Below are 24,043 nucleotides of genomic sequence, written 5' to 3'. Positions count from 1 at the left end.
ACGCTGGGCAGCACGAGACCGGTCGGGGGTCAGGCGCAGGCGCGGAGCAGGGCCAGCACGAGCGTCTCGGTGACGGCGGTCAGCTCGCGCACCGGCACCGCCTCGTGCGGGCTGTGCGCGAGCCGGACGTCGCCGGGGCCGTAGTGCAGCGTGGGCGTGCCGGCGGCGGCGTAGAGCCGCAGGTCCGAGCCGTACGGCGCGCCCCGCTCGCGCGGCCGCGGCCCGCCGGTGACGTCCACGTGGGCCGCGGCGACCAGGTCGTGCAGGGCGCCGGCGTCGCCGGCGTACTGTCCGCTCCCGAACTGGCCGCCGGTCCACGCCACCGTCGGCCGGTGCGCGCGAAGCCACGGGTCGCGGGCGGCGGCCGCGTCGACCGCCTCCTCCAGCGCCAGCCGGGCATCGGCGGCGTCCTCGCCGAGCGCGACACCGAGGCGCCCCTCGGCGACGAGCAGGTCGGGCACCGTGCTGGCCCAGTCGCCGGCGCGCAGCGTGCCGACCGAGATGGGGTAGGCGACCGGGTACTCCGCCATCAGCGGGTGCACGTCGGCGTTGCGGCGGCGCTCGAGGTCCGCGAGCGCGGCGTGCAGCGGGAGGTAGGCGTCGATCGCGCTGTGCCCGACGTACGCCGTGCTGCCGTGCGTCGCCGCGCCCGGCACCCGCAGCTCGAAGGTCAGCGCGCCGGCGTTGGCGGTGGTGATCGTGCCGCTGGTCGGCTCGGTGATGATGCAGGAGCGGCCGCGGTGGCCGCGGGCGAGCGTGCCGAACGCGCCGAGCCCGCCGTCCTCCTCGCCCACGACGAGGTGCAGCGCGTAGGGCCGGGCGAGCTCGATGCCGGCGGCGCGGATCGCGCGGACCGCGGCGAGGTTGGCGACGACGCCGGCCTTCATGTCGCAGGCGCCGCGGCCGTGCAGGTCGCCGGCCGCATCGACGTACGGCCGGAACGGCGCGGTGCGCCACTGAGCCGGATCGCCCTCGGGCACCACGTCGACGTGGCCCTGCAGCACCAGCTCGACCTCCGAGCCGCCCGCGACCGGACCACTGCCGGCGACCAGGCCCCAGGCCTCGGCGCGGGGCACCTCCATGCCGGGGAAGTCGGGGTCGGCGGTGAGCGCGGGCAGGTCCAGCTGCCACAGGTCGACGTCGAGGTCGAGCTCGCGCAGCTGCTTGGCGAGGAGGTGCTGGACGTCGCACTCCGCGTCCGATCCGACGACGCTCGGGACCGCGACCAGGTCGAGCAGGTCGCGGGCCAGCTCGCGCTCGTCGACGAACGCGAGAGCACGCAGCTCGAGGTCGGAGAGGTCGCGGTGGGTCATGGAGGAACGGTAGGAACGCCGGCCCTCGTCGCGCGCGGGATTTACCCGTTCGTCACCGTTGGCGCGGCCACCCGACTAGACGGGGCCGCGGGCGGGTAAGCGGAGACGGTGACGGACCAGGCTGAGGACGGCGGTTACCCCGAGCTGGGCGAGCGGTTCGGGCCCTACAGCGTCGGCGCGCGGATCGGTGCCGGCGGCATGGGTTGGGTCTTCGAGGCGCTCGACACGCGCCTGCACCGACAGGTCGCGCTCAAGATCATCACGCCGCGGCTGGCGCAGGACGAGGACTTCCGTGCCCGGTTCGTGCGCGAGGCGCAGGCGCAGGCCTCGCTCGACTCCCCGCACGTCGTGCACGTCTACGACCACGGCGAGGTCGACGGCCGGCTCTACCTCGTCACCCAGCACGTGCCCGACGGCGACCTGGCCGGCCAGCTGCGCGCCCGCGGGGTGCCGCCGCGCGAGGCCGCCGTCGACATCGCGGCGCAGGTCGCGGCCGGGCTGGCCGACGTGCACGCCGCGGGGTTCGTCCACCGCGACGTCAAGCCCGCCAACGTCCTGCTGCGCCGCCGCGACGGCGGGGTGACGGCGTACCTCGGCGACTTCGGCATCGTCCGGCCCACCGACGGCGCCCACGCGCTGACCGCCGCCGGGGCCACCGCGCCCGGCACGCCGGACTACATGGCACCCGAGCTGCACGACGGGGCGCAGGCCGACCCGCGCACCGACGTCTACTCGCTCGGCTGCCTGCTGTGGACCACGCTCACCGGCGAGGCGCCGTACTCCGGCTCCTCCGAGTGGGCCCTGGTCACCGCCCACCGCGAGCAGCCCGTGCCGCAGCTCCCCGGCGAGGGGGCCCTGGTCGAGGGGATCAACCGGGTGCTGGCGCGGGCGATGGCCAAGGACCCGGCGGAGCGGTACGCCGACGCGACGCCGCTGCGCGACGACCTGCGCGACCTGCTGCGGCTGCCGGCGGAGGGGCACGTCGTCCCGGTCGAGGCGGTCGACCCGCCCCCCGCGGACCCGCTGCCCGCACCGCCGCACGCGCGCCGGCGGCTGGCCGCCCTCGTGGCGGTGCTCGCCGCGCTCGCCGTCGCGGCCGTCGTGGTGTGGGCGCTGACCTGGGGCGACGACGACCCGGCGGCCGAGCCCGCTAGCGGGGGGACGGGGAGCGGGGCGGTCGCCGAGCTCGACCGGGGGACGGCCGTGGCCAGCGTCGCCGCGGCGTTCGCGGAGCAGGGGATCGACGACCGCGACCTCGCGACCTGCATGGCCGAGCACTGGGTCGACGGGACCGGGCTGGAGCAGATGCGGGCCGAGGGGTTCCTCGACGAGGAGTCGTCGTTCGTGGACCTGCCGTCCACGGAGATGCCCGAGGAGATGCGCGCCGCCTTCGGCGCCGCACTCGCCTCGTGCAGCGGCGGGGTCGTCGAGGACTGAGCCGTCCCTGCGGCTGTGTCCCTGCGGCTTCCGGCCGCTCAGACGCCTGGGGTCAGACGTAGCGGGCGGCGCGCGCCTCGGGGCTGCCCGGGCCGGACTCGAGCAGGGCGACCAGCTCGTGCTCCAGCACCGCGCCGATCCGGCGGCAGAACGCCTCGGCCTCGTCCGCGGCGTCCGGCTGCTCGGCGACGATCCGGTCGACGATGCCGAGCCGGTGCAGGTCGAGGGCCCGCACCTGCTGCTTGCGGGCCATCTCCGGGGCGTGGTCGAGGTCGCGGTGCACGATCGCGCTCGCGCCCTCCGGCGGCAGCGGGGAGAGCCAGGCGTGCTGGGCGGCCACCACGCGGTCGGCCGGCAGGAGCGCCAGCGCGCCGCCGCCGTTGCCCTCGCCGAGCATCAGGCACAGGGTCGGGGCGTCCAGGGTCACCAGGTCGGCGAGCGAGCGGGCGATCTCGCCGGCGAGGCCGCCGTTCTCGGCGTCGGCCGACAGGGCCGCCCCGCGGGTGTCGATGACGGTCACCAGCGGCAGGCCGAGCTCGGAGGCGAGCCGCATGCCGCGGCGGGCCTCACGCAGCGCGCCCGGACCCATCGGCTGCTCGGCGGTCTGGCCGCGGCGGTCCTGGCCGAGGAACACGCACGGCGCCTCGCCGAACCGGACCAACCCGATGAACAGCCCCGGGTCCTGCTCGCCCTGGCCGGTGCCGTTGAGGGGCACGACGTCGCTGGCGGCGTACCGCAGCAGCCGGCGCACGCCCGGGCGATCCGGCCGCCGCGAACGGGTGACCGCGTCCCACGTCTCGACGTCCGGCGCGGTGCCCGGCTCGTCGTAGGTGTCGCCGGCCGCGAGCTCGACCGAGGGCGTGATGCCGCGGCGCGGGGAGAGGATGACGGTCAGGGCGCGGTCGAGGATCTCCGCGATGTCCTCGGGGGCGACGACGGCGTCGATGATGCCGCGGGAGTAGAGGTTCTCGGCGGTCTGCACGCCCTCGGGGAACGTCTTGCCGTAGAGCGCCTCGTAGACCCGCGGGCCGAGGAACCCGAGCAGCGCGCCCGGCTCGCCGACGGTGACGTGGCCCAGCGAGCCCCACGACGCCATGACGCCGCCGGTGGTGGGGTGGCGCAGGTAGACGAGGTACGGCAGCGCGGCCGCCTTGTGGGCCGCGATCGCCTGGCTGATCCGCACCATCTGCACGAACGCCGGCGTGCCCTCCTGCATCCGCGTGCCGCCGCTGACCGGCGCCGCGAGCAGCGGCAGGCCCTCCGCGGTCGCGCGCTCGATGCCGGCGACGATCCGGTCCGCGCTGGCCCGGCCGATCGACCCGGCCAGGAACGCGAACTCCCCGACGATGACGCCCACGCGGCGCCCGCGCATCAGCCCCTCGCCGGTCAGCACCGACTCGTCGACGCCGCTCTTCTCCTCGGCGCGCGCGAGGTCAGCGGCGTACTCCTCGGAGACACCGGCCCGCTCCGGCCGGGAGTCCCACGAGACCCACGAGCCCTCGTCGAGCACCAGGTCGATCAGCGTCGCAGCATCGGGTCGGCCCATGCTGCGAACCTAACCGCCCCCGCCGCCGGTTCCGCCAGCGAGCCTTGACGAAGGTTCCTCCGCCCCGAGGCAATACCCGCCGAACCCGCCCCCGCCGGTCGGGCAGCGAGCGCCAGCGAGCGTCGACGAGACCCGGTGAGGTGGGCAGGGCCTTGGGTGGTTGATCGAACGTTCGATCAAGAACGCGGATGGCCTATGTCCGCATGTGGAACGAGACGGCGCCGTCGTGGTGGGTGGTCTCGAAGCGTGGGTCGTGGATCCGGGCGTGGTGCCGGGGGCAGAGCAACCGGGCGTCCTTCATGTCGGTCCTACCGCCGCGGAGCCAGCTGTGGTCGTGGTGGGCGTGGCAGAGGTGGGCCGGCCAGTCGCACCCGGTGGCCGTGCAGGTCGTCTGCGTGATGGCCAGGCCTCGGCGCTGAGCACCGGAGAACAACCGGGCAGACCGCCCGAGGTCGAGGAGCTCTGACTTCCTGCCGAGGACGGCGGGGAGGAGGCCCGCTTCGCAGGCCATGCGCCGGGCGAGCGAGGCGGAGATCGGTTCTCCGGACTCCAGGGTGGCGCGACCGATCTCGCTCGTCAGGTCGGTGAAGTCGATGAGGACGACGACGGAGGCGTTGAGGCTGCCGAGCTGGGGGAGCTTGTCGGCGGGCAATCGTTCGAGGAGCTCGCAGAACGCGTCACCCATCCGCTCTGGAGACGGCCGCCGCTCCACTACGTCTTCGGGCTCGTCGCCTTTGACGGCGGCCTGGTGCTTCGGCGCTGCGAAGGCGAGCAGCATCTTCTTGAGCATCTCGCCATGGAGTGTCGGGATGGAGAACTTGCCGCGTACCGAGCCCTTGCCGTCCAGTGCCATGGTCAGCCAGGCGTTCGCGCGTGCTTCGCGTTCCTCGCGCTCGAGGGCGCGGGCGTCGCGTTCCTCGCCGATCTCGGGTGCGACGACGGTGAGGACGTGCTTGGCGAGGATGGCGAGCGACTTGGGGTCGCGGTCGAGGGCCTCGTTGAGCAGGTGCTTCTCTGCGCGCTCGGGGATGGTCGGGTCGGCCAGGTCGACGGGGAGCTTGTCGACGCACTCGGTGATGACCCTGGCGTGGTCGACGCTGATCGCACCCTCCGCCAACGCAGCGGACGTAGGGGTGTGGCGGTCCAGGGAGTCGGCCAGCCGCATGCGGCGCTTCGCCGCGGGTCGGTCCTGGCGGGTCTCGTGGGACCACCAGGACGCGGTGTCGGTGGCGCCGACCTTGTCGCCGACCGCTCGGCGGTCGGCCTCGGCCGCGAGCTTGAGCTCCAGTGCCTCGACCTGAGCGCGGAGCCGGGTGGCCTCCAACAAGGCGGTCGAGACCTCGGTGTCGGACATCCGCCACAGCTGCGAGCCGCATGCCGAGCGAGCCTTCTTGCGAGACTTCGCGACCGCGCGGCACACCGAGTGCGCGGTGGGTCCGGAGTCCTTGGCCATGGGTCTACTCAAGCAGCGACCACCGACAGTGACGGTACTGTTTCCCCAGGTCAAACCACTATTCGGACAAAAATCTTGGAAGTTTCCCGGCGGGTTTCGAGACAGGCGCTGAGCGCCTTCCTCAACCAGCCGGAGGCCGGGAAGTGGCCGCAACCCACGGCGTACCTCGCCCTCATAGCTGCTTCCACCGCGACCACCCACGGTCCGCAGACCGAAAGTCAGGTGCAGGGGTCTCGTCGACGCTCGCCAGGGCTCGCTGCTCGACCAGCGGGGTGGCCAGGGGGCGCTGCTCGACCAGCGGGGGAAGACGGTCAGCCGGGGGAGAGGGCGGCGAGGATCTCGGCCTCTTCGGCGAGGGTGAGGCCGGTGACGGGGGCGTCGGGGGTGCCGCGGAGCCAGGCGAGGGTGTCGCGGGCGGTGTCCGCGACCGGGCGGAGGGTGAGGCCGGCGGCGAGGGACGGGGCGACGTCGTGGGCGAGCATGCCGTCGTACGCCGGACGGGGCAGCCACAGCGGCACCGACCGGTCGCCGGCCCACGGTTGCACGCCCCGGGCCTCGAGGTCGGCGGCGGGCACCCACCGCAGCAGGGCGTCGCCTCCGCCGGCGCCGAGCGCGACGGCGGCGAGCAGGTCGCGGATGGCGGTGGGTTCGCCGACGCCGTCGAGGTCGCCGGTGGTGCGCTGCTCGGCGAGGGTGACCACCCAGGTGGCGAGGTCGCGCACGTCGACGACCTGCACGACGTCCTCCGGGTCGCCGGGGGCCAGCACGGTCGGGTGCGAGGCCACGGCCGCGAACCGTGCGGGCCAGTAGGTGAACCGCCCCGTCGGGCCGCCCGGACCCACGATCAGGCCCGGCCGGACGACCGCCGCCGAGGTCGCGCCGTCGCGGACGATCGCCTCGCAGGCGACCCTCATCGGCCCGTAGGCCTCCGGGTCGACGGCCAGGTCGGTGTCGTCGTGGACGGGTGCGCGCAGCGGCAGCGTGCCGGGTCGGCCGCCGGGCGTGGACTCGTCGGCGTACACGTTGATCGTCGAGACGAACACCCAGTGCGCGTCCGGCACCGCGGCCACCGCGGCCCGCACCCACGAGGGCTGGCGGGCGACGTCGACCACGGCGTCGTACGCCGCCCCGCCGAGCGCGGCCGCGACCTCATCGGGGTCGGCCGCGGCCCGATCGAGCGGGACGTGCGTGGCGCCGGCGGCGACCGAGCCGGACGTGCCGCGACACGCGCAGACCACCTCGTGCCCCCGGGCGAGCGCCTCCTCGGCGACCGCGCGCGAGAGGAAGACCGAGCCGCCGAGCACCAGGATCCGCATGGCGCCACGGTGCCGCTGCGACCGGCCGAGCGGAAGCACCGTTCGCCGACGGCGGAACACCGCACGGGCACGCGACGGCGAAGGACGGGCCAGGGGACCAGCCGGGGGTCAGGACCGGGTCAGGACGGGTCAGGACCGGGGAGGCGAGGTCTCGCCCATCAACCACGCGTCGAAGAGCGCGGACAGCTCCAGGCCGGTGCGGTCCTCGACCCAGGCGAGGTGCTCCTCGCGGTCGGCGTGGGCGTCCTCCTGCGACGCCGGCCACCCGCGGACCATCTCCCAGAACGCGGAGTCGTCGGACTCGGCCGCGACGCGCTCCCGGACCTCGTGCCACATGAGCATCGGCCCGTAGTAGATGTTCGACTGCCCGAACGCGCGCGGGTCGTAGGCGCCGGGCGGCCCCGCCTCGGCGCGCGCGACGGCCTCGCGGTCGGCGTACCGGTCGAGCAGGACGTCGAGCGAGGGACCCTCGTGCTCGGCCTGCCAGAGGACCTGGAGGTACATCGCCATGCCCTCGTTCATCCACACGTCGCGCCAGTCCTCGGGCGTGACCTGGTTGCCGTACCAGTGGTGCGCGAGCTCGTGCACCACCACCGCCGGCGACAGCGCGTAGTCGGTCATCCCCAGCGTGATCATCGTCTGGGTCTCCATGCCGCTGGTCGAGTCGACGAGCACGGCCCCGGCGGTGTCGTAGGGGTAGGGCCCCAGCCGCTCCTCCAGCCAGCTCAGCTCGCGCGCCATCGTCCCGGCGCCCCCGCCCAGCTCGGGGCGGTCGCGCGGCACCCACCAGGTCACCGGCACGCCAGTGGCCGAGGTGGCGTGGACGTCGGTGTAGTCGCCGGTCGCGAGCGTCATGAGGTACGCCGCCGCCGGCTCGGCCAGCCGCCACTGCGTCACCGTTCGCCCGTCACGCTCCTCGCGGGAGACCAGCGCGCCGTTGGACACCCCCGTCCAGGGGCTCGGCACGCTGACGGTCACGTCGTAGAACGCCTTGTCGGAAGGGTGGTCGTTGACGGCGTACCAGGTGTGGGCGCCGTAGGGCTCCTGCATCGTCCAGGTCCAGCCGGCGTCGGTGGTGTTCCAGCCGAGGCCGTCCAGGTCGCGGCGGGTCGTCGGCGCAGGGACGGGCCGCGGGGTGCCGCGGTAGGCGACGACCACCTCGTAGCGGCGGTCCTCGACGACCCGCTGCCGCACGACGAGGTCCGAGCCGCGGTGGCGGTGGCGGACGGCGCGGCCGTCGACGCGCACCGAGCGCACCTCGAGCGCGGGCGAGAGGTCGAGCTGCAGGGTGTCGTCGTCGGCGGTGGCGCGCAGGGTCAGCCGCTCCCGCCCGTCGAGCACGCGCTCGTCGGGGTCCCACGAGAGCGCGAGGTCGTAGTGGAGCGCGTCGACGCCCGGGTCGCCCGTCGCCGGGTAGACCGAGTCCTCCCGCGGCTCGTCGACCGCGCGCTCCAGGGCGGCGTCGTCGGGCGGTCCGGGGACGGCGGGCGCCTCCGCCGACGTGCCCGGGCCGGAGGCCGGGCCGGCGGGACCGCCGGGGTCGGAGGAGCCGGTGCAGCCGGACAGGGGCACCAGCGCGAGCGCGCCGAGGAGCAGGGGGAGCGCGGGGCGCCTCACCCGTCACCGCGCAGCATCGGCCGCACCAGCTTGCGGCCGTGGTGGATCTGCGCCTTGACGGTGCCGGTGGGCAGGCCGAGCAGCCCCGCGATGTCGTCGTACGCCATGCCGTAGACGTCGCGCAGCAGCAGCGGCTCCACCATCTGCGGGTGCTCGCGCTCGAGGGTCTCCATCGCCTCGAGCAGGTCCAGGCGGGTGCCGGCGATGACCGAGGTGGTGCGCGGGTCGGGCCGCTCGGCGGGCAGCACGTCGCTGGCGACGGCCTGGTTCTTCATCCGGCGGTACGTCGAGCGCGCGCTGTTGACCGCCACGACGTGCATCCACGTGGTGAACCGGCCGCGGCCGCCCCACGAGCCGATCTTGCCGGCGACGTTCAGCAGCGCCTCCTGGCAGGCGTCCTCGGCGTCGGCGAGGTGGGGCAGCACGCCCCGGCAGACGTTGAGCGTCCGCGGGCGGACCGCGGCGAGCAGGTCCTCCAACGCGTCGCGGTCGCCGGCCTGTGCGCGGCGAGCGAGCTCGTCGATCTCGTCAGGTGTGGGCGCCGGTGCGCCGTCCATGCCGCTGCTGCTGCCCGAGCTGGTGGCCATGTCAGGTTTCCTCCCCTGTCGGGTGCAACATAATGCCGGGGTGTCCCACCCCGCCCGTCTCGGCCGCTACGCCGTGCGCCGACGCCTCGGGTCCGGTGGCTTCGCGACGGTCTGGCTGGCCTACGACGAGCAGCTCGACAGCCCGGTCGCGATCAAGGTCCTGGCTGACAACTGGACCGAGGACTCCCACGTCTTGCGGCGCTTCGTGGAGGAGGGCCGCTACCTGCGGCGGGTGGAGTCGCCCCACGTCGTGCCGGTCTACGACGCCGGCGAGCTCGACGACGGCCGCCCCTACCTCGTCATGGCGTACGCCGACCAGGGGACGCTCGCGGACCGGCTCGCCGCCGACGGCTCGGGCGAGACCCCCGGGCTGAGCGTGCCGCAGGCGGTCGAGGTGCTCCGCCAGGTCGGCGCCGGGCTGGCCGCGCTGCACGCCCGCGACGTGCTGCACCGCGACGTGAAGCCCGCGAACGTGCTCTTCCGCACCGTCGACGGCACCGTGCGCACGATGCTCGGCGACCTCGGGCTCGGCAAGGCGCTCGACGTCTCCTCGCGGCTGACGATGGTCGCGGGCACACCGACGTTCGTCTCACCGGAGCAGGCGCAGGCCGAGCCGCTGGACGCGCGCGCTGACCAGTACTCCCTCGGCGCGCTGGCCTACCTGCTGCTCGCCGGCCGCGCGCCCTACACCCACACCACGCTGGGCGCGGCGGCCGCGCCGGCCCCGCCGCCGCCGTTGTCGACGCCGGAGCGGCCGTTCCCCGACGCCACCGACGCCGTCGTGCGCCGGGCCCTGGCGGTCGACCGTGAGGAGCGGTTCCCCGACGTCACGTCGTTCGTCGAGGCCCTCGAGGCCACGCTCGACTGCGTGGCCATCGCGCCGGCGCCGTGGCTGCCGATCGACCCCGAGCTGACCCAGCCCGGGGCCCCACCGCCCCCGCGACCGGCCGCGGAGCCGCTGCCCGAGCCGGCCCTCCCGCCCGCGCCGGTCGCGCCTGCCGGGTCGTCCCGCGGCCGCTGGACCCTCGCCGCCGCGCTGACCGCCGGTGCGCTCGTGGCCGGCGGGGTGGGCGGCTACGTGTGGCAGGCCGACCGCGGCGAGGACGTCCGGCTCACCGACGACCAGGGCAGCCTCAGCGTCCGCGTGCCGCACGGGTGGGAGCGTGCGGTCGCGACCGACGGGTGGCTGCCGCCGACCAGCGACGCGTCGTACCCCGCCCTCTCGGTCGGCACCCGCGCCGACTGGAACGAGCCGGCGACCTCCGCCGAGGGCGTCTTCCTGGGCCTCTTCCCCGGCACCGAGCTGCCGACGACGCTGCCGCAGCACCCCGAGTGCGACACGGCGCAGGAGCCGGTCACCGAGACCTCCGGCGACCCCTCGAGGACCGTCGTCCACACCGGCTGCCCCGACGGCGTCACCGTCGAGCGGGTCGTGCAGGTGGCCGACAACCGGCTGCTGTGGGTGCAGGTGCGCAGCGACGACCGGGCCACCGCCAACCGGGTGCTCGACAGCGTCGAGACCCACGGCATCTGAGGGGTCCTAGGCGACGGCCGCGCGCTGCTCGATCCGGGCGGCCAGGTCGGCGAGCCCCAGCGCGTCGCGCTCACGCCCGATGACCGCCACGACGGCGTACGCCGTGCTGCCGTTGAACGACAGGAACCGCTCGACCGCCACCCGGCGGTGCCGGGCCGAGACGTAGGTGACCGTGAAGCCGCGGTCGTCGCGCTCCTCGACCGCCAGCTGCTCCACGTCGGAGGCGCCCTCGAGCGCGTCGAGCCGGTCCTGCACCGCCGACTCCAGCGTCTGGAAGCCGGTGATGAGCCGGACGCGGAGGAAGTAGCCGTTCTCCACGAAGTCCGGCGGCCGCCACTTGTACTCACCCGGCAGCGAGTTGCTCCGCGTCCACCCCACCGGCACCGGCAGCCGCAGCCCGAACGGCTTGATCCCGACCTCCACCGGCCGCAGCGGCAGCCCGGCGCTCAGCGACGGCGAGCCGGGGTCGGGCTCGATCTCCGGCGGCGGGTCGACGGGGTACGACGGCGAGACGGCCGGCACCGGCGCGGCCGCCGGCATCGTGGCGGGCTCCTCGCGCAGCACCGTCGCGAGCAGCGCGCCGCCGGCGACGCCCACGACCGCCGCAAGAGCCGTCACGACACCGAGGACCACGGCCCCCGGTCGTCGCGCACTCATGGCGCCCGAGGGTAGACGGGTTCGGGGCCGCGGCTACGTTCTGCCCCATGCCCAGCCTGCTCATCCGCGGCGCCCGCCTGGTGTCGCTGCGCCCCGAGGACGGTCCTGCCGCCGGACCCGCCGCCGGCGCCGACCCGGTGGACGTGCTCGTCGAGGACGGCCGCGTGACCGCCGTGGACCGGTCGCTGCCCCGCCCCGCCGGCGTCGAGGAGGTCGACGCGGCCGGCCGGTGGCTCGCCCCCGGCCTCTGGGACCAGCACGTGCACATGGCCCAGTGGACGCTCGCCTCGCAGCGGCTCGACCTCGGCGGTGCCCGCACCCCGGAGGACGTCACCCGCGCCGTCGCCGAGCGCGTCGCCGAGCAGCCCGACCTGCCCGTCATCGGCTGGGGCCACCGCTCCGGCGGTTGGGACCGCGAGGTCACCGTCTCCGAGCTCGACGCCGTCTCCGGCCACACGCCCGTCGTCCTCATCAGCGGCGACGGCCACCACGCCTGGCTCAACACCACCGCGCTGCTCCACCTCGCGATGCCGGTGCGCGACTCGGTGGTCCGCGAGACCGAGTGGTTCGCGGTCTACCCGCGCCTGGTCACCCTCGTCGGCAACGACGGCACCTCGCCGGAGGCCTACCGCCGCTCGCTCGAGGCCGCCGCCGCCCTCGGCGTGGTCGGCATCGTCGACTACGAGTTCGGCCGCGGTCCGCTCGAGTGGGTCGAGCGGTGGAACGACGGCGCCGACCTGCTGCGCGTGCGCGCCGCGTCGTACGTCGAGACGCTCGACGAGGTCCTCGCCGCCGGCCTGCGCACCGGCGACCCGCTGCCCGGCGGCGGCCCGCGCCTGACCATGGGCTCGCTGAAGATCATCAGCGACGGCTCGCTCAACACCCGCACGGCCTGGTGCTGCGAGCCGTACGGCGACGCCCACCGCCTCGAGTACCCCGCCGGCCAGCCCAACCTCTCCGGAGACGAGCTCCGCGAGCACCTCGCCCGCGCCCACGCCGCCGGCCTCGAGGTCGCCACCCACGCGATCGGCGACGCCGCCGTGGCCGAGGCGCTGGCGTCGTACGCCGCCACGGGTGCGCGCGGCTCCATCGAGCACGCGCAGATGGTCGGCCGCGACGACGTGCGGCGCATGGCCGACCTCGGCATCCGGGCCAGCGTGCAGCCCGCCCACCTGCTCGACGACCGCGACATCACCGAGCGGATCTGGGGCGAGCGGTCCGCGCGCTGCTTCGCGTTCCGCTGGATGCTCGACGACGGCGTGGAGCTCGCGCTCGGCTCGGACGCCCCGGTCTCGCCGCTCGACCCGTGGCTCGCCATCGCCGCCGCCGTCCACCGCAGCGCCGACGACCGCGACCCGTGGCACGGAGAGCAGGGGATCACCGCCCAGGAGGCCCTCGCCGCCTCCGTCGACGGCCAGCCCACCGTCGGCGTCGGCTCCCGCGGGGACCTCGTCCTCCTCGACGCCGACCCGCTCGCCGACCACCTCACCTCCGCCGACGCCGGCGCGGCCCTCCGCGACATGTCCGTCGCCCTCACCGTCGTCGACGGGTCGGTGGTCCACCAGGACCTCTGAGAGCCCCCCGCCACCGCTGGTCGAGCAGCGAGCGCCAGCGAGCGTCGACGAGACCCCGTGAGCCGAGAGGCTGCCTGTCGGCTCACGGTTCCGCCTGCGGCGGGCGGGTTGTGGGCTCCCGCGTCGCTCTGCGGCCGGTCCGCGGGTGTGCGGGTACGCCGGGTGTGGGGTCGGGGCCTGCGGCTCCCGCCGGACGGGCAGGCCCGGTCTACCAGGCCTGCGCTCGTGCCTCGCTCCGGCCCGCCAGACCCAACCACGACCGGGCCTGCCCGCCCGTCGTCCGCCTCCGGCCCCGATCCGCGCGGCGTACCGGGTCCGCGGCCGGCCTCCGGCGCGGCGGCGGCCCGGGGGACGTCGTCGAGGGCTGACGAGGGTGGTTGCGGCCCTGCGTCTCGCGCGGGGTCAGTCGGCGAGCTTCTCGAGGACGAGGCCGGCGACGGCCTCCTGCTCGACCTTGAGGGGGTGGTAGGCGAGGGCGGTGGCGGCGCTGGTGACGCGGCCGTTGACCCAGGGGTCGTCGGAGCAGACGTCGTGGCCGTCGCTGGCGGCGTAGAGGTCGACGTACGGCACGTCGACGGCGGCCGCGGCCCGCTCCTGCACCTGGGCGAGGAGGCGGGCCATCCGGGCGGCGAAGGGGTAGTCGCCGGCCGCCAGCGGCAGCAGGTCGGGGCAGGTGCCGTCGGCGGGCACGATCTCGGGGTAGCCGACGACGACCACCTCGGCCTCGGGTGCGCGCTGGCGCACGCCCTCGACGACCGCCTCGAGCCGGTCGCCGACGGTGCGGATGTTGCGCTCGAGCTCGGCGACGCCGCCGCGGCCGAGCGCGGTGCGGCACGGCGCGCCGTCGCGGTCCTGGGTCGCGGCCTTGACGCAGGTGCCGGTGAGCGTGCTGTAGATGCCGAAGTCGTTGCCGCCGATGCCGATGGTGACCAGGCTGGTGTCGGGCTGGAGGGCCTCGAGCTGGGGCGGGACGGCGCCCCCGCCGAGCACGCGCTGGCTGCCGACGAGGGCGGCGGTGTCGGCGCCGGTGCAGCTGACGTCGGTGAGCTCGGCGCCGAGGGCCTCGGCCACCTGGGCCGGGTAGTTCTGCGCCGAGCGGAGGCACTGCTGGTCGCCGGTCGGCCCGGCGAGCGGGGCGGCGGTGAAGGAGTCGCCGATCGCGACGTACGTCGGGTAGCGGCCCGCCTCGGGCGTGGCCAGGTCGCTGGGGCCGTCGCTGCGCGGGATGCTCGACGACGGGGCGACCGGGCTCGCGTCGGGCTCGGCCGCGGCGTCCTCGTCGGAGCTGCACCCGGTCAGTGCGGCGGCGGCCAGCACGCCCGTGAGCAGGGCGGCGGGCAGGCCGGAGGACAGGCCGGAGGACAGGGCGGTCAGGGTCCGCGGACGTCGGGTCCGGCGGGGCAGGGCAAGGGTCACAGCATCTCCAGCAGCGCGTCGGCCACCGCGCGCTCGTAGGAGGCGAAGGGGTGGAACTCGAGCGCTGCGTCCTCGTCGGTGTCCTGCCCGTTGATCCACGGATCGGCGGAGCAGATGTCGTGTCCCCGGCTCAGTGCCCGCACGTCGAGGAAGTCCACGCCCGCGGCGGCGGCTGCGTCCTTCATCACGCGGTCCAGGCGGCGCAGCAGGTCGTGCACGAGGGGGAAGTCCCCGAGCGCGATGGGCAGGCGGTCCTGGCAGCGGGGGGTGCCGCGGGCCGGGAAGATCTGGCCGTAGCCGACGCTGACGACGCGGGCGTCGGGGGCGCGCTCGGCGATGGCGGCGTACGCCGCGTCGAGGCGCTCGCGCGTGCGCCTGATGACGTCCTCGGGTGCCTTGCCGTCGCCGAGCCCGTCGGCCCGCTCGGTGCAGGGCGCTCCGGTCGGGTCGTCGGCGGCGAGGGCGATGCAGCCGTAGACCATCGTCGCGAAGAGCGACTCGTCGTTGCCGCCGATGCTGAGGGTCACCAGGTCGGTGTCCTCGCGCAGCGCGTCCAGCTGCGGCGGCACGGCGCCGCCGCGGACGTCCTGGGAACCGGTGAGGTCGGCGGTGGTGGCGCCGGAGCAGGAGACGTCGTTCAGCTGCACCCGGCGGTCGCCGGCGTCGAGCTCGCGCGCCACCATCGAGGGGTAGTTGCCCGTCGAGCGGAGGCAGCCGCTGCTCTCGTCGGTGGCAGGGACGTACGGCGCCGCGGTGAACGAGTCGCCCAGCGCGACGTACCGCAGCGGGTCCTCCTCGTCGCTGCCCGAGCAGGCGGCGACCGTGGTGGTCAGCGCCACCGCGAGGCTCGCAGCGGCGAGGCGCAGGGCGGGACGCATGGGCACAACCTACGGGCGGGACGGAGCAACGCGTCCGTCCCGCCCGTGGCGGTCGTGAAGGTGTCGGCTCAGAGGTCGACGGGGCGCAGCACGCGGTCGATGGCGTGGCCGACCTGCTTGTTGCCCTTGTTGATGTCGAGCACGACGACGCGCGGGTTGCGGTCGTCCTTGTCGGCGTCGAGGAGGGTGACCTTGCCCTTGATGACGTGGACCTTGATGCTGCCGCCCTGGGCGGTCTGCACCTTCTTGCCCTCGGCCGCGAGGACCTTGGGGGAGGTCAGCGTCTTGCCGGCGACGACGTGGTAGAGCAGCACGGTCTCGATGGTGTCGACGCCGAGCTTGGCGACCTGCTTGAGGGTCTTGGCCTCGGTCTTGGGGGCGAAGCCCTTGAGGTCCTTGACCAGCAGGCGGAAGGCCTGGTCGGTGGGGATGAAGGCGGTGGCGCGCTGGTCGCCCTGGGTGAGCAGGCCGACGGGGCTGTCGGGCTTGGCGCCGAGGACGGCGAGGACGGCGGCCTCGGTGAGGTCGAAGTCCTTCCAGTTCTTGTCGAGCTTGGTGCCGTCGGCGCCGAGGACGGCGGCGAGGCTCTTGTCGCCGGCCTTGGCGGCGGGCGCGGCGGGGGCTGCGTTGGCGGGCGTGACGGCCCCGGCGACGACGGTCGAGGCGGCCAGGGCGGCGACGGCGGCGGTGGCGATGCGGTGCTTCATGGGTCTCCCTCTCGAGTGGTGTGTGCTCGGTGCGGGAGGGATTCGCCGCGGCGACGGGTCCGGATTGGATGAATCTTTGATCAGTCTTCGGGCACCTGGTCGGGTTCGACGACACCGAGCGCGAGCGTGAGGCCGAGGACCGTGCGCGGGTCCTCGAGCCGGTCGCCGTACAGCTCGCGCAGCTGGCCGAGGCGGTAGCGCACGGTCTGCGGGTGGACGAAGAGGTCGGCGGCGACGTCCTCGCGCCGCCCCTGGTGCAGCAGCCAGGACCGCAGCGTCTCGGTGAGCTTCTCGGCCGCCGCGGGCCGGAGGTCGGCCATCGGCGCCAGCGCCTGCGCGCGCAGGTCGGCGAGCGCGTCGGGGTCGGCGGTCAGCACGAGGGTCGGCAGGTGCGCCTCGGTGTCGTCGCGCAGGCCCAGGGCGTGCGCCCGCCGGGCCCGCACGTACGACGCCCGCACCTCCAGCCACGGCCGCGACGGGCCGACCACGGCTCCCCGGCCCCGCAGCGTGCGCAGCAGCGCCCCGCGCGAGCGGCCGTGCGCGTCGGGCACCAGCAGCACGCCGACGTCCTCCGGGCCGCCGGCCTCGCCCGCCTCGAGCGTCGCGGGCGGGACCATCCCCAGCACCGGCCGCACCTGGGAGCGCGGCACCAGCACCGCGGTCAGCGTCGTGGGCGGCGGCCAGTCGGCGCGCTCGGCGGCCTCGACCACGGCGTCCTCCGGGGAGCCGTCGAGCAGCGCCCGCGCCACCCGCTCCAGCAGCCGCGTGCGGACCCGGCCGGTCGTGGCCAGCTCGTCCTCGTGCCCGGCGACGCTCGCGGCGGAGAGCTCGTCGATGTAGGCGAAGACCAGCTCGGCGAAGGCGGCCAGGGTCTCCCCGTCGAGGCCGGCGTCGACCGCGCGGGTCGACATCTCGCGCCACGAGACCCGCGCGCCGATGCGGTACGCCGCGAGCAGGGCGTCGGTGGTGCGGCCGCTGCGGGCCTCGCCGCGGCCGAGCTGGTAGGCGCCCTCCATCGCGGGCGCGGGCGTCCGCAGGTCGACCCCGCGGCGTCCCGAGGCGAGGGTGAGGAACCCGCCGAGCGCCAGCTGCACCGCGTTGCGGATCGTCTCGCCCATCGACCCGTCGAAGGCCGCGACGTAGCTGGGGACCTCCTCCACGATGGCCTGCACGACCCGTTCGGCCACGACGGGCAGGTCCTCGCGCATCGCGGCGACGGCCTCGGCGGGCAGGCGCAGGGCCGGCGCGGGCAGCTCGCGGGGGGTGCGACGGACCATGGACGACCTCCTGGAGGACGTGGGTTGTTCTCTGCGAACAAGGAACGACGCCCGGTTCACGTCGCTCGGACAGGACTTTACCCCGCAGATGTAGGACAGTAGGTACATGACCACCGCTGCCGCGCCGTTCGTCCCCGGCCGTGGCCGCACGCTCCGGAGCGCGCTGCGTCGCGTCGCCGAGTCCGCGGTCACGCCGCTCGAGCTCGACGACGTCCTCGACGTCTTCCACCCGCTGCGCGCGGGTGCGGAGCTGCGGGGCCGGATCGTGCAGGTCCTGCCCGAGACCCCCGAGTCCGCCACCATCGTCCTCAAGCCCGGCCGGGCCTGGGCCGGCCACGTGCCGGGCCAGTACGTCCGCGTCGGGGTCGACGTCGAGGGCGTGCGCCTGTGGCGCACCTACTCCCTGACCCACGGCCCCCGCCCCGACGGCTGCATCAGCATCACCGTCAAGGCGATCCCCGACGGCGTGGTCAGCAACCACCTCGTCCACCGCGCCCGCGCGGGCCAGATGCTCCAGCTGGCGCAGGCCGAGGGCGAGTTCGTGCTGCCCCAGCCGGTGCCCGGCAAGCTGCTGCTCGTCACGGGCGGCTCCGGCATCACGCCGGTCATCGGCATGCTGCGCAACCTGCACTCCAAGGCCGTGGCGCCGACCACCGACATCGTGCTCGTGCACGTCAACGCCTCGGAGTCCGCCGCGATCTTTCGCGCCGAGCTCCGCGCGCTGCACGCGGCGGGCCGGATCCGGCTGGTCGAGCGCTTCGACGACACCCACGGCGTCCTCGACGTCGCCCTGCTCGCCGAGCTGGTCCCCGACCTCGACGAGCGCCTCACCTACGCCTGCGGCCCGGCCGGCCTGCTCGACGCGCTCGAGCAGCACCACGCCGACCGCGGTCTCGACCTCACGACCGAGCGGTTCCGCCCGGTCCTCGTCGCGCCGGCCGACGGCGAGGCCGGCGGCACCGTCACCCTGACCGGGCCCACCGGCGGCGGCACCACGATCGAGGCCGACGGCACCACCCCGATCCTCGACGCCGCCGAGCAGGCCGGCGTCCTGATGCCCAGCGGCTGCCGGATGGGCATCTGCATGGGCTGCGTCCTGCCGATGCGCGCCGGCGCCGTGCGCGACTTGCGCAACGGTGCGCTGACCGTCGCCGTCCCCGGCGAGACCGGCCCGCAGGGCGTCCCGATCCAGACCTGCATCAGCGCCGCCGCCGGCGCCTGCTCCATCGACCACTAAGCGTCTGCTCCAGCAAGCACTGAGCGTCCCGCTCCATCGCACCCTGACCGAAGGAGATCCGCATGACGACGATCACCCGCAAGCCCGAGAACCCCATCGCGCACCTGAGCCCCGAGGACATCGAGGAGATCGGCGCGGAGCTCGACGCGATCCGCCAGGAGGTCCTCGACAGCCGCGGCGAGCGCGACGCGGCGTACATCCGTCGGATGGTGACCATCCAGCGCCGCCTCGAGCTGGCCTCGCGCGCCACGCTGCTGGCGAGCGTCTTCCCGCCGGCGTGGGTCGCGGGCACGGTCGGCCTCTCGGTCGCGAAGATCCTCGAGAACATGGAGATCGGCCACAACGTCATGCACGGCCAGTGGGACTGGATGCGTGACCCGAAGATCCACTCGACCACCTGGGAGTGGGACAACGCCTCCACGGCCGAGGGCTGGAAGCACTCGCACAACGAGGTCCACCACACCTACACGAACATCGTGGGCAAGGACAACGACCTCGGCTACGGCATCATGCGCGTCGACGAGGACCAGCGCTGGCACCCGATGTACCTCGGCCAGCCGCTGTGGAACTTCATCAACGCCTGCTTCTTCGAGTACGGCATCGCCGCCTACGACCTCGAGCTCGGCAAGAACCTGTCGATGCCGAAGGAGAAGCGCAGCGAGACGTTCAAGCGCAACGCCAAGAACACCCTGCGCAAGATCCGCAAGCAGGCCACCAAGGACTACGTCGTCAACCCGGCGCTCGCGCTGCCGACCGGCGCGTTCCTGCCGACGCTGGCCGCCAACTTCACCGCCAACCTGGTGCGCAACCTGTGGTCGCACTCGGTGATCATGTGCGGCCACTTCCCCGAGGGCGTCGAGACCTTCGAGAAGAAGTCGATCCCCGAGAACGAGACCCGCGGCGAGTGGTACGTGCGCCAGATGCTCGGCTCGGCGAACATCTCCGGCTCCAAGCTGATGCACCTGATGACCGGCAACCTGTCGCACCAGATCGAGCACCACCTGTTCCCGGACCTGCCCTCGAACCGGTACGCCGAGGTGGCGCCGCGGGTGAAGGCGCTGTTCGCGAAGCACGGCCTGAACTACCACGAGGCGCCGCTGCCGCAGCAGGTCGCCAGCGCCTGGCACAAGGTCGTCCGGCTCTCGCTGCCCAACGGCTGGCTCGAGACCACCACGCCGGCCAACGCCCCGCAGCAGCTCGCGCTGCTGTGGACGATGGCCACCGGCGACCGCCGCACCCGTCGGGCCGCGCAGGCCCGCCTCGAGCAGCTCGCCCGTCGTCAGCGCACCGAGGTCGCCGCCGCGGCCTGATCGCGCTCCCGCTCGGCCACCAGGGCCGTCTGCACCGCTCGGTGCAGGCGGCCCTGCTGCGTCGTCATCAAGGTGACGGCGAGGACGGTCGCGCCGACGGTGACGCCGAAGGCGGCGGTCGCGCCGCTGCCGTCGGCGAGCCGGCCGGCGATGCTCGAGCCGAGCGCGTAGCCCAGGCCCGTCGCGCTCGCGAGCGTCGTCATCGCCGCGCCCACCCGGGCGGCCGGCACGACGCGCTCGGCGAGGGAGAAGACGCCGATCATGTACGGCGCGACCGCGAAGCCGAGCAGCAGCACCGTGGCGGTCGCGGTGACCAGCGAGTCGACGAGCAGCAGCGGCAGCGACAGCACCAGCAGCGCGCAGGCCGCCGCGAGCGAGCGGCGCTCGTGGCCGATCCGCTCGGGGACGTACGCCGTCGCGATGCCCGCCACCGCGCTGCCGACGCCGAGCGTGGCGTGGACGAGGCCGGCCGCGCCGGGCTTGCCGGCGTCGTTGGCGATCACGGTCGCGCCGGTCTGGGTCGCGCCGAAGAGCATGCCGATCGAGACCTGCGCCAGCGCGAGGACCACGAAGACCGCGGTCACCAGCGCGCCGGTGGGCAGCGCCGGCCCGCCGTCGCGGCGGGTGAGTCGCGCGGACGGGTCGAGGGCGAACGCGGTGCCGAAGACGGCGAGCAGCACCGCGGCGAGCACGAGCGCGCCACCGGGGGAGACCAGCGCGACCGCACCGCCCACGAGCGCGGGGCCGATCGCGAACGACGCCTCGTCGGCCGCGCCCTCGTAGGAGAACGCCGCGTCGACCAGCCGCCGCTGGTCCGTGCCCGTGCCGCGGGTCAGCGGCCGCCAGCGCACGCGCGCCAGCGGCCCGACCTGCGGGAGCACGAGGCCGGTGAGGGCCGCGGCGCCGACCACGAGCGCGGCGGGTGCGTCGGCGTGCACGACCGCGACCAGCGAGGCCAGGCCGGCCGCGCCGAGCAGCGACTGCACGAGGACGACGGGCCGCTGGCCGGTGCGGTCGGCGACCGACCCCGCGACCGGGGCGCCGAGGGCGTTGGCGACGGCGAGCGCGCCGGCGCTGAGACCGCCCAGTCCGTAGCTGTCGGTCGCGGTGGAGACGAGCAGGAGCGTGCCGAGCTGGCTCATCGCGAGCGGCAGGCGGCCGAGGAACGCCACGACGACGTACGTCGGTCCGGCGATCGTGAGGAGTCGGCGATACGAGGCGAGCGGGGTCATGCGGAGGGCCTTCCGGGTACGGCTGGACGACGCGCGCCGTACCCGCCTCCAAGAACGCGCCGAACCCTCTGCGTCCGCCATTCTAGGACCTCGCGGGCACCGGGCCCGGAATCGGCGGAGCGGGAGGCGGGGGGCAACGATGGCGGTCGATCCCACGGGTGCGGTGCTGCAGGCCACGGTGCCGCTGGCGCCCTGACCCCTGCTCCGACCAGCCCGGAGCGTCATCCAGGCACGACTCAGGCGAGCACCACCTCGACCTCCGAGGTGCCGGCCGGCAGGTCGAGGACGACCTCCGGGGCCCCGGCGCCGGGCAGCGACACGACGTACTCCCCGGCCCAGCCGGAGACGTCGACCCGCCCGGCGGCGTCGGTGCGCAGTGTCGTGGGGACGAGCCACCACTCGTCGCGGACGAGCGAGCGCAGGGCGTCGTACGCCGGCTTCGGGGTGCCGTCGGCGCGTACCAGGCCGGCGGGTGCGCCGAGCCACGCCCCGCGGTCGGTGATGCCCCAGTAGGTCACCGACGCGACCGCCGGGTGCGCCAGCAGCGTCCGGTAGTGCGCCACGACCTCCTCGGCCTGCCGCTCCTCGCCCTCGGGCGTGGAGGGCCAGGAGTCGACCTGGTGGTCGTTGAGGTCCTCGACCTCCGGCGGCATCAGGTCGCCCGACAGCAGCGTGGTCTCGGTCAGGTGCAGCGGCAGGCCGTGCCGCGCGAACCGCTCGAGCACCTCCTGGGTGCGCTCGACGCCCCACCAGCCCTGGTGCATGTGGCTCTGCAGCCCGAGCGCGTCGACACGTACGCCGGCCGCGAGCACCTCCTCGACGAGCCGGTCGTAGGCCGGGGACATGTCGAAGTCGTTGAGCACGTACGCCGCCGTCGGGTCGCCCGCGCGGGCCTCGTCGACCGCCATCCGCACGGTCTCGACGCGGCCGAGCCGGCGGCACAACCGGGTGATCGCGTTCTCGTGCTCCTCGTTGGCGAAGACCGGCATGATCACGGCCTCGTTGATCGCGTCCCACGTGCCGACGAGGCCGGCGAAGTCGACGGTCTCGCGGCGCACCCGGGCCCGGACGGTCGCCTCGAGCTCGTCGTCGGGGAGCCCGCGCAGCCACTCCGGGGCGAGCGTGTGCCACACCAGCGGGTGGCCCTTGACGTCGACGCCGCGGTCGCGGAACCACCGGGCCGCGGCGAGCAGTCGTGCGGCGTCGGTGCGGCCCGGCTCGGGCTCGAACCCGGCCCAGTAGAACGGCAGCGTGGCGGTGTCGAAGACGCCGAGCCACAGGTCGGCCAGGTCGGCGGCGGCGTCGGGGCCGGCGCCACCGAAGACGTCGTCGCCCCCGCCCGGTCCGGTGCTCGGCAGCCCGGCCTCCGCAGCCGCCAGCGGCACGAGGTCGAAGCCGATGCAGCCGAACGCGACCGCGTGCCGGCGCTGCTCGACGACCACGTCGGCGTGGGCCAGGGGGGTGCCGTCGGCACGGCGCAGCGACACCGTCGCGGTGCCGCGCCGGTGCTCGAAGGAGTCGGTCATGCGGTGCGACCCTAGCGATGGAAAACGTTATCGACAACGATTGACAAGCCGGTCGGGCCGGTGTCAGGGTCCTGTGACCCACATCACCGAGAGGTGGGGCGGACAAGAGGGGTTTCGATGGCGAAGAGGACACGGAGCGCGGCGCTGGCCGTGCTGTGCGTGGGCGTGCTGACAGCCGCCGGCGCGTGCGGAGGCGGCGACGACTCGTCGTCCGGCGGAGACGCCAACACCATCACCTGGTGGCACAACTCGAACAACGAGCCCGGCAAGGGCTACTACGAGCAGGTCGCAAAGGACTTCGAGGCGGACAACCCGGGCGTCGACGTCAAGGTCACCGCCATGGCGCACCAGGACATGGTCGACAAGCTCGCCGCCGGCTTCCAGAGCGGTGACGTCCCGGACGTCTACATGGAGCGCGGCGGCGGCGAGCTCGCCGACCACGTCGAGGCCGGGCTGACCCGCGACCTCACCGAGGACGCCTCCGAGGAGATCGCGAAGATCGCCGAGGGCTCGCTCGCCGGCTGGCAGGTCGACGGCAAGACCTACGCGATCCCGTACTCCGTCGGCGTCGACGGTTTTTGGTACAACAAGGACTACTTCGAGCAGGCCGGCATCGAGAAGACGCCGGAGACCATGTCCGAGCTCGTCGACGTCATCGACCAGCTCAAGGACGTCGGCGCCGACTGGGCCCCGATCTCCGTGGGCGCCGGCGACAAGTGGCCGGCCGCGCACTACTGGTACTTCAGCGCCGTGCGCGCCTGCTCCAAGGACGTCCTCGACGCCTCGATGGAGAGCATGGACTTCTCCGACCCCTGCTTCCTCCGGGCCGGCGAGACCGTCGAGCAGGTCATCGAGACCGAGCCGTTCAACCCCGGCTTCCTCACCACCCCCGGTCAGGAGGGCGCGAGCTCCGCGTCCGGCCTGCTCGCGACCGGCAAGGTGGCCATGGAGCTCCAGGGCCACTGGGAGCCCGGCGTCATGCAGGGCCTGACCGACGACGGCAAGGGCCTGGGCGAGCGGACCGGCTGGTTCCCGTTCCCGCAGGTCGAGGGCGGCGGGGGCGACCCGGCCGGCCAGCTCGGCGGCGGTGACGCCTGGGCGGTCGCCGAGACCGCGCCCGACGTGGCCGTGGACTTCGTGAAGTACCTCTTCTCCGACGAGGTCCAGCAGGGCTTCGCCGAGAACGACATGGGTCTGCCGACCAACCCGGCCGCTATCGACTCGCTGTCCGACCCGGCGCTGGCCGACCTCGTGCAGGTGCGTGACGAGGCGGCGTACGTCGCGCTGTTCTTCGACACCCTCTTCGGCCCGTCCGTCGGTGGTGCGATGAACGACGCGATCGCGCTGCAGTTCGCCGGACAGGCCTCGGCCCAGGACGTCGTGGACGCCACCCAGCAGGCCGCCGACCAGGAGAAGTGAGCAGCAC

Annotated in this window: 19 protein-coding genes; 6 read left to right on the top strand and 13 right to left on the bottom strand. The window is 74.5% G+C overall.

Annotated features, from left to right (window positions below):
* Positions 1 to 29: 29 nt before the first annotated feature.
* On the bottom strand, positions 30 to 1,313 hold the full coding sequence (locus tag QWY29_RS06025; protein WP_300959793.1) for an ArgE/DapE family deacylase: 1,284 nt from the start codon (positions 1,311 to 1,313) through the stop codon (positions 30 to 32).
* Between the two features lie 108 nt (positions 1,314 to 1,421).
* Here QWY29_RS06025 and QWY29_RS06020 point away from each other — a divergent pair, with 108 nt between their 5' ends.
* Complete coding sequence (locus tag QWY29_RS06020) at positions 1,422 to 2,750, top strand: serine/threonine-protein kinase (RefSeq protein WP_300959792.1); 1,329 nt, start codon at positions 1,422 to 1,424, stop codon at positions 2,748 to 2,750.
* Positions 2,751 to 2,802: 52 nt separating this feature from the next.
* Here the strand turns inward: QWY29_RS06020 and QWY29_RS06015 are convergent, their stop codons facing one another.
* The 5 genes from QWY29_RS06015 to QWY29_RS05995 all read right to left on the bottom strand — a co-directional run bounded on the left by QWY29_RS06015 (position 2,803) and on the right by QWY29_RS05995 (position 9,269).
* A complete protein-coding gene (locus tag QWY29_RS06015) occupies positions 2,803 to 4,296 on the bottom strand; it encodes a carboxyl transferase domain-containing protein (RefSeq protein ID WP_300959791.1) in 1,494 nt (497 codons plus the stop codon).
* Positions 4,297 to 4,489: 193 nt separating this feature from the next.
* Positions 4,490 to 5,749 carry an HNH endonuclease signature motif containing protein gene (locus QWY29_RS06010; protein WP_300959790.1) on the bottom strand — a complete coding sequence of 420 codons (1,260 nt, stop codon included), beginning with the start codon at positions 5,747 to 5,749 and terminating at the stop codon, positions 4,490 to 4,492.
* A 311-nt stretch (positions 5,750 to 6,060) separates the two neighbouring features.
* Positions 6,061 to 7,065, bottom strand: coding sequence for an NAD-dependent epimerase/dehydratase family protein (locus QWY29_RS06005; protein WP_300959789.1), 1,005 nt, complete (start codon positions 7,063 to 7,065; stop codon positions 6,061 to 6,063).
* A 129-nt stretch (positions 7,066 to 7,194) separates the two neighbouring features.
* Positions 7,195 to 8,682 carry a M1 family metallopeptidase gene (locus tag QWY29_RS06000; protein ID WP_300959788.1) on the bottom strand — a complete coding sequence of 496 codons (1,488 nt, stop codon included), beginning with the start codon at positions 8,680 to 8,682 and terminating at the stop codon, positions 7,195 to 7,197.
* Positions 8,679 to 9,269 (bottom strand): RNA polymerase sigma factor, encoded by a 591-nt coding sequence (locus QWY29_RS05995; RefSeq protein ID WP_300959787.1) that lies wholly within the window; start codon positions 9,267 to 9,269, stop codon positions 8,679 to 8,681. Before QWY29_RS05995 ends, QWY29_RS06000 begins: the two co-directional genes overlap by 4 nt.
* Positions 9,270 to 9,309: 40 nt before the next feature.
* Here QWY29_RS05995 and QWY29_RS05990 point away from each other — a divergent pair, with 40 nt between their 5' ends.
* Positions 9,310 to 10,803: a serine/threonine-protein kinase gene (locus tag QWY29_RS05990; RefSeq protein ID WP_300959786.1), complete on the top strand. Its 1,494-nt coding sequence runs from the start codon at positions 9,310 to 9,312 to the stop codon at positions 10,801 to 10,803.
* 6 nt (positions 10,804 to 10,809) lie between these two features.
* On the opposite strand, the gene QWY29_RS05985 is transcribed toward QWY29_RS05990, so the two are convergent.
* Positions 10,810 to 11,460: a hypothetical protein gene (locus QWY29_RS05985; RefSeq protein ID WP_300959785.1), complete on the bottom strand. Its 651-nt coding sequence runs from the start codon at positions 11,458 to 11,460 to the stop codon at positions 10,810 to 10,812.
* 47 nt (positions 11,461 to 11,507) lie between these two features.
* Between QWY29_RS05985 and QWY29_RS05980 the strand changes: the two genes are divergently transcribed.
* The gene (locus tag QWY29_RS05980; RefSeq protein WP_300959784.1) at positions 11,508 to 13,034 is read left to right on the top strand and encodes an amidohydrolase; all 1,527 of its coding nucleotides are present in this window, start codon (positions 11,508 to 11,510) and stop codon (positions 13,032 to 13,034) included.
* Positions 13,035 to 13,436: 402 nt separating this feature from the next.
* Here the strand turns inward: QWY29_RS05980 and QWY29_RS05975 are convergent, their stop codons facing one another.
* From QWY29_RS05975 to QWY29_RS05960, 4 genes are all read right to left on the bottom strand, one after another.
* Complete coding sequence (locus QWY29_RS05975) at positions 13,437 to 14,450, bottom strand: SGNH/GDSL hydrolase family protein (RefSeq protein WP_300959783.1); 1,014 nt, start codon at positions 14,448 to 14,450, stop codon at positions 13,437 to 13,439.
* Positions 14,447 to 15,328, bottom strand: coding sequence for an SGNH/GDSL hydrolase family protein (locus QWY29_RS05970; RefSeq protein WP_300959782.1), 882 nt, complete (start codon positions 15,326 to 15,328; stop codon positions 14,447 to 14,449). Before QWY29_RS05970 ends, QWY29_RS05975 begins: the two co-directional genes overlap by 4 nt.
* Positions 15,329 to 15,396: 68 nt before the next feature.
* Positions 15,397 to 16,035 (bottom strand): fasciclin domain-containing protein, encoded by a 639-nt coding sequence (locus QWY29_RS05965; RefSeq protein WP_300959781.1) that lies wholly within the window; start codon positions 16,033 to 16,035, stop codon positions 15,397 to 15,399.
* Positions 16,036 to 16,115: 80 nt separating this feature from the next.
* A complete protein-coding gene (locus QWY29_RS05960) occupies positions 16,116 to 17,312 on the bottom strand; it encodes a PucR family transcriptional regulator (RefSeq protein ID WP_300959780.1) in 1,197 nt (398 codons plus the stop codon).
* 106 nt (positions 17,313 to 17,418) lie between these two features.
* Here QWY29_RS05960 and QWY29_RS05955 point away from each other — a divergent pair, with 106 nt between their 5' ends.
* A complete protein-coding gene (locus QWY29_RS05955; protein WP_300959779.1) occupies positions 17,419 to 18,549 on the top strand; it encodes a ferredoxin reductase in 1,131 nt (376 codons plus the stop codon).
* Positions 18,550 to 18,611: 62 nt separating this feature from the next.
* Positions 18,612 to 19,859 (top strand): fatty acid desaturase family protein, encoded by a 1,248-nt coding sequence (locus tag QWY29_RS05950; protein ID WP_300959778.1) that lies wholly within the window; start codon positions 18,612 to 18,614, stop codon positions 19,857 to 19,859.
* Here QWY29_RS05950 and QWY29_RS05945 read toward each other — a convergent pair.
* Together QWY29_RS05945 and QWY29_RS05940 are read right to left on the bottom strand one after the other, a co-directional pair.
* Positions 19,829 to 21,091 (bottom strand): MFS transporter, encoded by a 1,263-nt coding sequence (locus QWY29_RS05945; RefSeq protein WP_300959777.1) that lies wholly within the window; start codon positions 21,089 to 21,091, stop codon positions 19,829 to 19,831. The two genes, QWY29_RS05950 and QWY29_RS05945, sit on opposite strands and share 31 nt — an antisense overlap.
* 236 nt (positions 21,092 to 21,327) lie before the next feature.
* Positions 21,328 to 22,617 carry an endo-1,4-beta-xylanase gene (locus QWY29_RS05940; RefSeq protein WP_300959776.1) on the bottom strand — a complete coding sequence of 430 codons (1,290 nt, stop codon included), beginning with the start codon at positions 22,615 to 22,617 and terminating at the stop codon, positions 21,328 to 21,330.
* 117 nt (positions 22,618 to 22,734) lie between these two features.
* Between QWY29_RS05940 and QWY29_RS05935 the strand changes: the two genes are divergently transcribed.
* On the top strand, positions 22,735 to 24,036 hold the full coding sequence (locus QWY29_RS05935) for an ABC transporter substrate-binding protein (RefSeq protein WP_300959775.1): 1,302 nt from the start codon (positions 22,735 to 22,737) through the stop codon (positions 24,034 to 24,036).
* The last annotated feature ends 7 nt before the right edge of the window (positions 24,037 to 24,043 follow it).

Source organism: Nocardioides abyssi (assembly GCF_030412915.1).
In the GTDB taxonomy this organism is placed as follows: Bacteria; Actinomycetota; Actinomycetes; order Propionibacteriales; family Nocardioidaceae; genus Nocardioides; species Nocardioides abyssi.
Note: the sequence above shows the minus strand (reverse complement) of the source record. Positions and strands in the feature narration are given on the sequence as shown.